This window comes from Convivina intestini, assembly GCF_003096575.1.
Classification (GTDB): domain Bacteria; phylum Bacillota; class Bacilli; order Lactobacillales; family Lactobacillaceae; genus Convivina; species Convivina intestini.
The window spans coordinates 345,130-357,435 of the sequence record NZ_QEKT01000001.1 but is presented as its reverse complement, the minus strand read 5'-3'; the positions used below and the strand labels follow the sequence as shown (position 1 = coordinate 357,435).

Below are 12,306 nucleotides of genomic sequence, written 5' to 3'. Positions count from 1 at the left end.
AGCTTTTAATGTGAGTAGTATCAACATTAAAGGAGCACTAGGAAATTGGCAAAACTTCGCGAAGATATTCGTAATATCGCTATTATTGCCCACGTCGACCATGGAAAGACGACGTTGGTTAATGAAATGTTAAAGCAATCAGATACATTGGATGCCCGTAAGGAAGAGGCCCTTGGGGACCGTGTTATGGATACCAATGATATCGAAAAAGAACGTGGTATTACGATTCTTTCAAAGAATACTGCTGTTCGAGTTGGTGATAAGCAAATCAACATCTTGGATACTCCTGGTCACGCCGATTTCGGTGGAGAAGTTGAGCGTATCATGGGAATGGTTGATGGTGTTTTGTTGGTTGTTGACGCCTTTGAAGGAACGATGCCTCAGACTCGTTTCGTTTTGAAAAAGGCCTTCGAGCAACACTTGACACCAATCGTAATCGTCAACAAGGTTGACCGTCCTGGTGCCCGTCCTCAAGAAGTTGTCGATGAAGTTTTGGATTTGTTCATTGAATTGGGTGCTGATGATGATGATTTGGACTTCCCAGTTATCTTTGCTTCAGCTATGAACGGAACTAGTTCTTACGATCCTGATGTAGCGACGCAAGAACACACAATGAAGCCAATCTTTGACACAGTCTTTAAGACAGTGCCAGCCCCAGTGGATAACTCTGATGAACCTTTGCAATTCCAAGTTGCCATGTTGGACTATAACGACTTCGTTGGTCGTATTGGTATTGGTCGTGTTAAGCGTGGAACAATCAAGGTTGGAGACAACGTTGAAGTTTTGAAGCTTGACGGTTCAACACAAAGTTTCCGTGTTACTAAGTTGGCTGGTTTCATCGGCTTGGACCAAGTTGATATCAAAGAGGCTAAGGCTGGAGATTTGATTGCGGTTTCAGGAATGGAAGATATTTCCGTTGGTGAAACGGTTGCTGATCCACAGCATCCCGAAGCCCTACCTTTGTTACGTATTGATGAACCTACTTTGCAAATGACTTTCCGTCAAAATGACAGTCCCTTTGCTGGTCGTGAAGGTAAGTTTGTAACTGCTCGTCAAATTGATGATCGTTTGCGCCGTGAATTGCATACTGATGTTTCTTTGCGTGTTGAAGATACCGGTCAAGCTGGTGCTTGGTTAGTTTCTGGACGTGGTGAATTGCACCTTTCAATCTTGATCGAAACAATGCGTCGTGAAGGCTTCGAATTGCAAGCTTCTCGTCCACAGGTTATCTTCCGTGATATCGATGGCGAAACTTGCGAACCTTACGAATCAATTCAAATTGATACTCCTGATGAATATGCTTCAGCGGTTATTGATTCTTTGAACCAACGTAAGGGTGAAATGCAAAACATGGAATCAGTTGGCAATGGCCAGACCCGTTTGATGTATATGGCACCTTCACGTGGTTTGATTGGTTACTCAACTGAATTTATGACTGCAACCCATGGTTATGGTATCTACAACCATACTTATGCTGAATACCGTCCAATGGTTCGCAATTGGGAACCTGGCCGTCGTAACGGCGCTTTGGTTTCAATTACGCAAGGTCAAACTACTAACTATGCCATCATGGGTGTTGAAGACCGTGGACAAATGTTCATTCCTGCTGGAGTGGATGTTTATGAAGGTATGATTGTTGGTATGAATGCTCGTGATAACGATATTTCCGTTAACGTTACTAAGGCAAAGCCACAGTCTAACGTTCGTTCTTCTAACAAGGACCAAACTGCTTCAATCAAGACACCACGTACTATGAACTTGGAAGCATCTTTGGAATTCTTGAACGATGACGAGTATGTCGAAGTAACCCCAGAGAACGTTCGTATCCGTAAGGCTATTTTGAACACTGCTGAGCGTGAAAAGGCTGCTAAACGCCGTAAGGCATCTTCTAACTAATTTTTATAACGGGTAGAGAACTACCCCTTGTGGAGCTATGGCACAATCTGGTACTGCAGCGGACTCGAAATCCGTCGAGCCGTCGTATGGCGGTGTGCGGGTTCAAATCCCGCTAGCTCCTTAGTTAATTAAAATCTGGCTTGACAGTTGCTAGTCTTCTAGTTATGATGTAACCATAATAAAACCAATGACAAGGATAAGGTTACGTTTTGACAGTTAGAAACCTCATGGCTGATGAAAATGAGGCAACGGCGTAGTTTTGACACCTTAGAGGTATACATCATTAAATTGATCGTGAGTTGCGCGTTAAGCAACTTGAGAGTGTTGTCTAACACTGAATTTAAGGTGGTACCGTGCAAAAGCACCCTTAACGACTTAGTCGTTGGGGGTGCTTTTTATTTGGTTAATGATAAAGCGGAGGGTACGATTAACGTACAAGTAAATTTATGGCAAAAACAACTTTTCAACGTCCTAAAGGAACAGCCGATATTCTGCCAGATCAAGTGTATCAGTGGCAAAAAATTGAGGCCGTAGCCCGGACATTATTTGATCGTTATGGTTTTGGTGAGATTCGTACACCAATTTTTGAAAATTTTGAGGTTTTTGCTCGTTCGGCTGGGGATACATCGGATGTCGTTACCAAGGAAATGTATGATTTTCATGACAAGGGTGATCGACATATGGCTTTGCGCCCTGAAGGAACTGCCGGCGTAGTGCGGGCTTATTGTGAAAATAAGCTATATGGACCAGAACATGAAAAGCCTTATAAGGTCTTTTACATGGGACCAATGTTTCGCTACGAGCGTCCTCAAGCCGGGCGTTTCCGTCAATTCCATCAAATTGGGGCAGAGGCCTTTGGTTCTGACTCACCTGCTTTAGATGTTGAAATGATTGCGATGGTGGTTGATTATCTAAAAAATCTTGGCTTAAAAAACCTAACGGTAGCCATTAATTCGCTTGGTGATGCTCAGTCCCGCGCTCAATATCGTCAGGCGTTAATTGACTACTTAAAGCCCCATTTTGATGAACTTTCCAGCGATTCACAAACTCGTTTGGAAAAGAACCCATTGCGCGTATTGGATTCTAAGGCTCCTCAAGATCAAGCCATCGTGGCCCAAGCCCCTTCTATTTTAGATTTCCTTTCACCAGCGTCAGTTGAGCATTGGCAGGCCGTACAAGCCTTACTTGATCAATTAAATATCAGTTATGAAATTGATAGCAGCATGGTACGTGGTTTAGATTATTATAATGACACTATTTTTGAAATTATGACTAATGATGAAAGCCTTAGTGGTGCAGCAACGATTGCTGGGGGTGGTCGTTATTCTGGTTTGGTTGAAGAATTTGGTGGTCCGGCAACGCCTGGGGTTGGTTTTGCAATTGGCGTTGAACGCCTCATAAGCTTGTTAGCTGCTCAAGGCCAGCTGCCAGCTGATCAAGCTGACGTTGACTTCTATGTCGTAAACATTGGTGATGAAGCCCAGGTTGCTAGCCTGGCAGTGACCCAGCAGTTACGTCATTTGGGATATAAGGCCCAACGTGATTATCTAGATCGCTCGGCCAAGGCACAGTTTAAGAGTGCCAATCGCACGGGGGCTCGCTTTGTGATTACCATTGGGGCAAGTGAACTAGAAAAGGGTGTTGTTGCCTTAAAGAATATGGCAAGCGGACAACAACACGAAATTAGTTTGAATGAACTGACACAAGCTGTACCAACAATTATGCAAGCAGCCAGTCAAGGAGAATGAAAATGGAACGGACAACATACGCTGGATTAGTAAACGAGAGTTATTTAGATCAGACAGTAACATTGACTGGTTGGGTGCAAAAGCGCCGCAATTTTGGTGAGTTGGTCTTTATTGACCTGCGTGACCGAGAAGGAATCGTACAATTAACTTTTAATGCTAAGCATCCACAAGCCTTGGCAATTGCCCAAGAAGCTCGCAGTGAATACGTTTTGGCAGTTACTGGAAAAGTTGTTAGACGGGCTGATGACCAAATCAATACGAAACTGGCTTCTGGCCAAATTGAAATTGAAGTCCAAGAAGCTGAAATTTTAGCTAGCTCTAAGACCCCACCTTTTTATATTGAAGATGGCGTTAATGCTAACGAAGAATTAAAGTTGCAGTATCGTTATCTGGATTTGCGTCGGCCAGAAATGCAAAAAAACTTACGTATCCGTTCAAAGTTGATGGCTAGTGCTATGCGCTTTATGGATGAGCATGATTTCATTAACATTGAAACGCCTTATCTGGCTAAGTCTACCCCAGAAGGAGCTCGTGATTATTTAGTACCTTCACGAGTATTTCCGGGATCGTTTTATGCTTTGCCTCAGTCACCACAACTTTTTAAGCAACTATTGATGGGCGCCGGCTTTGATCGTTACTTCCAAATTGCCCGTTGTTTCCGTGATGAAGATTTGCGTGGTGATCGTCAACCTGAATTTACTCAGTTGGACTTAGAAACTAGCTTTATGTCAGCTGAACAAATTCAAAATTTGGTCAGTCAATGGGTTAAACAAATCATGAAAGACGTGGTTGATTTTGATCTTGACATTGACCATATCCAAATTTTGACCTGGCAAGAGTCGATGGACCGTTTTGGAACTGACAAGCCTGATTTACGAATTGCTTACGAAATTAAAGACCTTAGCAGCATGATGGCTGATGTTGATTTCGGTGTCTTTGCGCAAACCATTCAAAAGGGTGGGGTAGTCAAGGCTTTGGCTGTTCCAGGTGGTGCCGAACACTACTCTCGAAAAGATATCGATAAACTTACTAAGTATATCGAACGTTTTGGTGCCAAAGGTTTGGCCTGGTTGAAAGTCACTGATGATGGCCTTAATGGACCAATTGCCAAGTTCTTTAATGATGAGCAGGCCCAAGAAATTTTGACTTTGAGTGGTGCTAAAAGCGGAGATTTGATTCTCTTTGGGGCTGGCCGTCAAGATATTGTGGCAGCATCATTGGATTACCTACGGCGTCAAACAGCTGCTGATCTCAACTTAATTGCCACTGATCGTCCATGGCGTTTTGCCTGGATTGTTGATTGGCCATTATTTGAATATTCAGAAGATTTCGGTCGCTGGATTGCTGCTCACCATCCCTTTACTATGCCTAACGAAGAAGATCTGCACTACTTGGATGAGGGAGAAGACCCACACCAAGCGCATGCGCAAAGTTATGATTTGGTTTTGAACGGGTATGAATTAGGGTCTGGTTCTATTCGTATCCACCGGATGGATATTCAAGAAAAGATGCTTAAAGCGCTTGGCTTTACCCCTGAAAAGGCGCAAGAGGCCTTTGGCTTCTTACTTGAAGGAATGGAGTATGGTTTCCCACCAATGGGTGGAATTGCCTTAGGGTTGGATCGCTTAGCAATGTTGTTGGCTGGTCAGGATAACATTCGAGAGGTCATTGCCTTTCCAAAGAATTCGCGTGCTACTGAGCCAATGACGCAAGCACCAACAGCGGTTGATTTTAAGCAATTAGCAGAACTAGGGCTTGAAGTTGAACCAGCCGAAACGCCAAGAGATGAAAAATAATCCCAACTAATCATTAGCTTGGTAGAATGGGATAAAAATTTATGATTACGAAATATTTACGGAATTCATTGAAGCACTTTTATTTACGGCAAATTGCTGGGGCTATCTTTTATGCGGTCGTCTTAGCGGTAGCTATGAACTATTTTTGGTTGCCTGGGCACGTCTATTCGTCTGGTTTTACCGGCTTTGCCCAGTTATTGTCTACTTTAACCAATAATCAAATCCCCATTGCCTGGGCTTTGGCCTTGACCAATTTACCGCTTTTGGTCTTGGCTTGGATTCAATTGTCACGTCGATTTGCGATTTTTACCACTGGGGCCGTTTTACTTAGTGCACTCTTAGTACCACTATTTTCTACCAACACCGTTTTAACACCAGATCCTTTGATTAATGCGATTTTTGGAGGAGCCTTAAACGGAATGGCGGTAGGAACGGCTCTTCGCTGTGGGGTTGGGACAGGTGGCCTTGATATTATTGGCATGATTGTCAAGCGGCATTTAGGCTATAAAATTGGTTCGGTTAATTTGGCGTTCAATGCGCTTATTATGGTGGGCGCCGGTGTAACTTATGGCTGGAAGTACGCCCTATATTCCATTATTGGGGTCTTTATTAGTGCCCAATTAATTGACTTTTTCTTCACCCGTCAGCAACAGATGCAAGAAATGATTGTTACGACCAAACCCCAAGAGATGGTTGAGGCCATTCAGTGTAAAATGCAGCACGGGGTAACTGTTGTTGATAATGCGCAGGGTGGTTATACTGGTCAGGAACGAGCAATTTTATTTACAGTTGTTACTCAGTATGAGCTACCAGAATTACGAGAAGCCATTCAAGCGGTTGATCCGCATGCTTTTTACAGTGGTTGGAAGGTTGAGTCAACTGGAGGTCGCTTCCACGTACCGGAAGCCTAGTGATTTTTTGGTTGACGAATGGTCTTTTATTTGAGATAATAAACTTCGTTATATTGCATGTCGTGTTAGCGAAATACAGTGCTGGAAGGGAGGGATCGACATGGCCAAGGTTATTGTTCGTAAGAATGAATCTTTGGATGATGCATTGCGTCGTTTTAAGCGTGGTGTTTCAAAAGACGGAACTCTCCAAGAATACCGTAAGCGTGAATTTTACATTAAGCCTTCTGTAGAGCGTAAGTTAAAGTCAGAAGCTGCTCGTAAGCGCAACAAAAAGAAGAAGAATCGTTAATTCGATTAAAAACGTCACGTTGGTGGCGTTTTTTCTTTAGCAGTCGTGGTAGACTGAGTATATAAATATCGGAAAGTGAGCAATGTATGTCTCTTTTAAACCAGTTACAAAATGATATGAAAGTAGCCATGAAGGCCCAAGAAAAAGACCTTCTTTCAGTAATCCGCCAGTTAAAGTCAGCGGTGATGAATGAAAAGATTCAACTTAAAAAAGATGATCTTAATCGGGATGAAGAGTTGGCCGTGATTGCCCGAGAAGTTAAACAGCGTAAGGATTCACTGCAAGAATTTATTGACGGACAACGCCAAGATTTAGCCGACAAGACCCAAAAAGAACTTGATTTGCTGAGTCGCTACATGCCAAAGCAGCTAGATGATAATGAGATTACCGAAATTGTGCAGGCAGCCATCAAGCAAAGTGGCGCTACTGGTCCTAGTGACATGGGTAAGGTAATGGGCATTGTTTCTGGTCAAGTTAAGGGCCGTGCCGATGGAAAAGTAGTAGCCGACCGGGTTAAAACACTGTTAGCAGAGCTAGCCAAGTAAGTTTGCAGATTAGTTGAAGGAATAAAGGAAATTTTGCATGACGCCAATTATTGGAAGTACGATCAAGGCGCAAGTTACGGATCAAAATGATGAGTATTTTTTCGCTCAAGTAGATGGATTAACTTATCAAATTGAAAAAGTTGAGTTACAAAAGCCATTGAAATTAGGTGGTTGGGTGACTGGCTTTGCTTACCGTAACCAAAATCACCAATTACAAATTAGTAAGACCATTCCAGCGGTTCAAAAGGACCGATACGCCTGGGGCACGGTGGTTGCCAACCGGCACGATTTGGGTATCTTCGTGGATATTGGTTTACCAAACAAAGATATTGTGGTTTCTTTGGATGATTTACCTACAATCAAGACTCTGTGGCCTCAAAAGGGTGATCGGCTGTTACTATCCCTAAAAGAAGATCATAAAGGTCTTTTGTGGGGTGAAATTGCCCAAGCTGATATTGTCCAGTCGGTTGCGCGGCGAGCTAATCCACAAGTCAAAGAAAATCACAAAACCAAGGCCACAGTGTATCGTAATAAGATGGCCGGCACCTTGGTTATTACACCTGAATGCTATTTAGGTTTCATTCATCCATCACAGCGGGATAGTGAACCTCGTTTAGGAGAGCAGGTGGAAGCTCGTATCATCGGCGTTAACGAACAAGGTGTCTTAAACCTTTCACTGAAACCCTTGGCTTATCAAGTGATGGATGAGGATGCTCGCTTTTTGTTATTGCAGTTACAACGTAAGGCTGATCATTTCCTACCTTTCAACGATAAGAGTAATCCAGAGGCTATCCGAGCCCAGTTTGGCTTTAGTAAAGCGCAATTTAAGCGGGCCCTAGGTCGTCTTTATAAGCAGGGATTGATTGAACAGGTTCCAGAAGGAACGAGGTTGGTGGTCAAGGATGGAAACCCTGAATGATCAAGTAGTGGATTATCTGCGCTACATTCAAATTGAGCGGGGGTTGTCGGTTAATACGATTAAGAGTTACCGGCAAGATTTACGGCACTTTTTACTTTATTTATCAACCCAAAAGATCACTCCCCAGCAAATTGATTATTTGGTTATTTTAGATTGGTTAAATCATTTAAAGACCAAGGGGGCTTCTACTAGTAGTGTGGCGCACATGGTTAGTACCTTGCGCAAATTTTTTGCCTATCTTCAGGCCGAAAATGTTCTCAGTCATAATCCGATGGACAAAGTTAAGCCACCTAAAAAAGCCGCTACTTTACCAGCTGTTTTAACCATTGATGAGATTGATCAACTTTTTCAAGCCCCCGTGGTGACCAGTCCTTTAGGTTTACGAAATCGAACCCTACTGGAAGTGATGTATGCTAGTGGGTTACGGGTTAGTGAGTTGACCAATCTAAAAATGGGCGACTTACATTTGGATTTAGGGCTAATTCAGACGCTGGGAAAGGGTGACAAGGAGCGAATTATCCCCATTGGTGATCTGGCTATGGATTGGTTAAAACAGTATTTTGCCAAGAGTCGCCCGCAATTACTAAAAAAAGGCGAGAGTGATTACGTTTTTTTAAACGACCATGGTCGCCAACTGAGTCGTCAAGGTGTTTGGAAAATTATTAAGAAGTTAGTACTACTAGCTGGTATTAATAAAGACATTTCCCCCCACACCCTCCGTCATTCTTTTGCCACCCATTTACTGGAAAATGGCGCTGATTTGCGAATTGTTCAAGAACTATTAGGACATTCCGATATTTCGACGACCCAGATTTATACTCATATTTCAAAGAAACATTTAAGTCAGGTCTACGATGAATTTCATCCACGCGCCTAGGAGTTTTTATGCTGATTAAATCACGTCAAGATGATGAAAAAATGGTTATGGGTTTGTTTTCACTATTACCCGGCCTAAAGGAAATCGCGCATTTAAATGTCGAATTAGCCGAATATCAAAAGTCTTCGCGGACTTTATATGTCTGGCAAGAAAATCCTCAAAGTCAGATTCAAGGCCTGCTGGGAGTTGAACAAATTAATCCCGAATTACTTTTAGTTCGGCATATTATTTTGACTCCCGGTGTCCGTTCACAAGAACATTATTTTCAAATGTTGGATAATTTACAGCATTTAAATCAGGACAGCTTTATCATGGGCAGTTTGGCAACTCAAAAGTTAGTTCAACACTGGAGGCAAGCATCATCGCAAGCACCAGCCTGACAATTAAATTAACTGATTTTGAGGGACCACTGGACCTGTTATTACATCTTATTAAAAAAAATAAGATGAATATTTTTGACTTACCAATTGCCCAAATTACACAGCAATATCTAGATTTTATTCGAGTTCAAAAATCAATGGAATTAGATGTTGCCAGTGAATATTTAGTCATGGCGGCCAATTTAATTCGTTTAAAATCAATTGATTTGTTACCGCGCCCGGCGGCCGTTGATGAGCTGGAAGATGACTACCAGGACCCGCGTCAAGAGCTGGTTGACCGTCTATTGGTCTACCATCGCTACCAAGCGGCCAGTGATTTTTTTCAAGAACGGGTAGCCCAAGAGCAACATGCCTTTACCCGACCAACTCAGTTAACGGATGCCAACCAACAAAAGGAAATTCATTTAACCCCGGGTTTGACCCTAATTGATTTGCAGTTAGCTTTTGATAGTATTTTAAATCGTCAAAAAGCTAAAATACCGCAGCACCGTCAAATTCAAAAAGAAACTTATACCATTGGTGAGGGAATTGATACCTTACGTCAGCGTTTAGCCCAAGCTCATCCCAATCAAGCCCTAAGTTTAGATCAGCTGTTGGCTGATATATACGAGCGTGATTTTTTATTGGTCTTATTTTTGGCCTTGTTGGAGCTGGCTAAATCTGGTGAAATAGCGCTGTCACAAAGCAATCGTCAAGCAGAAATCTTAATTAAAGTGATAATCAATGAACAATCTTAGTCAATTAGAAGCCCTTTTATTTGTAGCTGGAGATGAAGGACTTAGTATGAATGATTTGGCCCAAGCGACCGGCTTTGATCGCGCGGCTATGCCGCATTTACTCGAACAGCTGGAACAACGCTATAATCAAGTTGAAAGTGGCCTGAGCTTACGTTTGGATCAAGAGCGTTATGTGCTAGTAACTAAACCAGCTTTAGGCTCGGTGGTGAATCGACTCTTTGTTTCACCGGTCAACGATAAATTGACCCAACCACAATTGGAAACCTTGGTCATTATTGCTTATCAACAACCGGCCACCCGAGTAGAAATTGAACAAATCCGTGGGGTGTCTTCGGCTGGGACCTTGCAAAAATTGTTACTATATCGCTTGATTGCCGTGGGTGGTCGACGAGATGAAATTGGGCGGCCGCTCGAGTATGTGACCACGCCTGAATTTTTAGATTATTTTGGCTTAGAAAATCTAGCAGATTTGCCTGATTTACCAGATATTACTGAATTAAATTTGGCTGATAGTCAACTCGATCCACAGGATTTGTTTGAAGCTAGTGCGGTAGAAGTGCCTGGTAATCCAACAGAAAAGGAAGAGGACTCATAAGCATGGATGAAGGAAAAGAACGACTGCAAAAAGTGATTGCCCAGGCTGGCTTGGCTTCTCGCCGTGGGGCTGAAGAATTAATTACAACTGGCCGAGTTGAAGTTAATCAGGAAACTGTGCGAACTTTAGGAACTAAGGTTGGCCCCCATGACCATGTTAGCGTGGATGGCGTGCCAATTGAAGGACGGGAAAAGTTGGTCTACTATCTACTTAATAAGCCTCGTGGTGTCGTGACGACCAATCACGATGAAAAGAACCGCCATACAGTAGTGGATTTATTAAGCGATGTTAGCCAGCGGGTTTATTCGGTTGGCCGTTTAGACTATGATACGACTGGGGCTTTGCTCTTAACCAATGATGGTACTTTGGCTAACGAGTTGATGCACCCTAAAAAACGGGTAAACAAAGCCTATTTAGCCAAGGTCAAGGGTTTGGCTAGTGAAGAACAGATTCAGCCTTTACGCCAAGGAGTGGTTATTGATGGTCGTAAGACGGCTCCAGCTAAGGTGGCGATTAGTCGCTGGGATCACACGAAAAACACCAGTATGATTACCATTACCATTCATGAAGGTCGTAATCATCAGGTGAAGGAAATGTTAGCGAAGGTCGGGCTTCCGGTTATTAAACTAACTCGGCAGCGTTATGCCTTTTTAGATTTAGTTGGTCTGCAGCCTGGTGAATATCGACCACTAAAGCATGATGAAATTAAGCGTCTTAAAGAAGGAAATTATCGTAATTTACGTCGAAAATAACTACTTTTTGTGATAGAATATTAATAATTTCAATAACTTCGGGGTCAGGTGAAAGTCCTAACCGGCGGTGATGCAGTCATGATAAGCCCGCGACCTACTAATGTAGCTGATCTGGTGAGAATCCAGAGCCGACCGTAAAGTCGGGTATAAAGAAGTTAAAGCCCATTTTGTGCTGCTTTTCGTGAACCCTGAAGACGAAAGGCAGTTTTTTTATTGTCCGCACAAGATTTCAGGAGGAATTATCATGCAACATCTTCGCACTAAGCAAATCACGCTTATCAGTATTTTGGCAACAATCTCGTTTGCCTTAATGATTTTCCCGCAGTTTTCACTAATACCGGGGGCATCGTTTTTGAAAATTGAATTTTCGATTATTCCGGTTGTGATTGCCCTTTATTGGTTAGATTTTACCAGTGCCGTTTGGGTGCTGGTTTTAAGAACGATTTTAAAAGTTTTCCTGTTAAATGGTGGGGTTAATACTTATATTGGCTTGCCGGTTAATTTGGCCGTTGCCTTAACTTTTATTATTGGCTTGAAACTTTGTTTGCCAGAATTTGATTTTGGCAAACAACAAGGACGTAAACTACTAGCCCTAGTAGTTAGTACGCTTGCCATGACGGTCGTAGCTTTGCTAGTCAATGTAACGATTGCTATGCCTTTGTATAGTGAATTTGCGCATTTTGATATTAGTAAATTTATCGGTACCAAAACCTATCTGTGGGGGATGGTGTTGCCATTTAATCTGGTTGAAGGGTTATTTTGGTCAGGGGTATCTTATTTTGTATTGATTCTTGTCGCACCATTTAAGAATCGTTTCAAATCTTAAGAAAAGGTTATCATTTTCTAGTTAATCCCTATGGT

General features: G+C 42.6%; 13 protein-coding genes, 1 tRNA gene and 1 riboswitch. All 14 genes read left to right on the top strand.

Annotated elements, in window-relative coordinates; genetic code table 11:
- Window positions 1-45 precede the first annotated feature (45 nt).
- The 14 genes from typA (at window position 46) to C7384_RS01615 (ending at window position 12,271) form a co-directional block, all read left to right on the top strand.
- On the top strand, window positions 46-1,896 hold the full coding sequence (gene typA / locus C7384_RS01680) for a translational GTPase TypA (RefSeq protein ID WP_089937809.1): 1,851 nt from the start codon (window positions 46-48) through the stop codon (window positions 1,894-1,896).
- Between the two features lie 31 nt (window positions 1,897-1,927).
- Window positions 1,928-2,017, top strand: a tRNA-Ser gene (locus C7384_RS01675).
- A gap of 325 nt (window positions 2,018-2,342) precedes the next feature.
- Window positions 2,343-3,644, top strand: coding sequence for a histidine--tRNA ligase (gene hisS / locus C7384_RS01670; RefSeq protein WP_089937807.1), 1,302 nt, complete (start codon window positions 2,343-2,345; stop codon window positions 3,642-3,644).
- 2 nt (window positions 3,645-3,646) lie between these two features.
- The gene (gene aspS, locus C7384_RS01665; protein WP_089937805.1) at window positions 3,647-5,440 is read left to right on the top strand and encodes an aspartate--tRNA ligase; all 1,794 of its coding nucleotides are present in this window, start codon (window positions 3,647-3,649) and stop codon (window positions 5,438-5,440) included.
- 41 nt (window positions 5,441-5,481) lie between these two features.
- Window positions 5,482-6,351, top strand: coding sequence for a YitT family protein (locus tag C7384_RS01660; RefSeq protein ID WP_420838703.1), 870 nt, complete (start codon window positions 5,482-5,484; stop codon window positions 6,349-6,351).
- 100 nt (window positions 6,352-6,451) lie between these two features.
- A complete protein-coding gene (rpsU, locus tag C7384_RS01655) occupies window positions 6,452-6,640 on the top strand; it encodes a 30S ribosomal protein S21 (protein WP_089937802.1) in 189 nt (62 codons plus the stop codon).
- 86 nt (window positions 6,641-6,726) lie between these two features.
- Window positions 6,727-7,185 (top strand): GatB/YqeY domain-containing protein, encoded by a 459-nt coding sequence (locus C7384_RS01650; protein ID WP_089937800.1) that lies wholly within the window; start codon window positions 6,727-6,729, stop codon window positions 7,183-7,185.
- A gap of 37 nt (window positions 7,186-7,222) precedes the next feature.
- Window positions 7,223-8,104 carry a CvfB family protein gene (locus tag C7384_RS01645; RefSeq protein WP_089937798.1) on the top strand — a complete coding sequence of 294 codons (882 nt, stop codon included), beginning with the start codon at window positions 7,223-7,225 and terminating at the stop codon, window positions 8,102-8,104.
- Window positions 8,088-8,981 (top strand): site-specific tyrosine recombinase XerD, encoded by an 894-nt coding sequence (gene xerD, locus C7384_RS01640; protein WP_089937796.1) that lies wholly within the window; start codon window positions 8,088-8,090, stop codon window positions 8,979-8,981. The genes C7384_RS01645 and xerD overlap by 17 nt, the downstream gene beginning before the upstream one ends.
- Before the next feature lie 8 nt (window positions 8,982-8,989).
- Window positions 8,990-9,361: a riboflavin biosynthesis protein RibT gene (locus tag C7384_RS01635; RefSeq protein ID WP_089937795.1), complete on the top strand. Its 372-nt coding sequence runs from the start codon at window positions 8,990-8,992 to the stop codon at window positions 9,359-9,361.
- Window positions 9,328-10,098: a segregation and condensation protein A gene (locus C7384_RS01630; RefSeq protein WP_338064694.1), complete on the top strand. Its 771-nt coding sequence runs from the start codon at window positions 9,328-9,330 to the stop codon at window positions 10,096-10,098. Before C7384_RS01635 ends, C7384_RS01630 begins: the two co-directional genes overlap by 34 nt.
- Entirely contained in the window at window positions 10,085-10,693 is a 609-nt protein-coding gene (gene scpB, locus C7384_RS01625; RefSeq protein WP_089937792.1) for an SMC-Scp complex subunit ScpB, read from the top strand. Before C7384_RS01630 ends, scpB begins: the two co-directional genes overlap by 14 nt.
- Before the next feature lie 2 nt (window positions 10,694-10,695).
- On the top strand, window positions 10,696-11,445 hold the full coding sequence (locus C7384_RS01620; protein ID WP_089937790.1) for a pseudouridine synthase: 750 nt from the start codon (window positions 10,696-10,698) through the stop codon (window positions 11,443-11,445).
- A 30-nt stretch (window positions 11,446-11,475) separates the two neighbouring features.
- Window positions 11,476-11,606, top strand: a riboswitch (FMN riboswitch).
- Between the two features lie 83 nt (window positions 11,607-11,689).
- Window positions 11,690-12,271, top strand: coding sequence for an ECF transporter S component (locus C7384_RS01615; RefSeq protein ID WP_089937788.1), 582 nt, complete (start codon window positions 11,690-11,692; stop codon window positions 12,269-12,271).
- Window positions 12,272-12,306 lie beyond the last annotated feature (35 nt).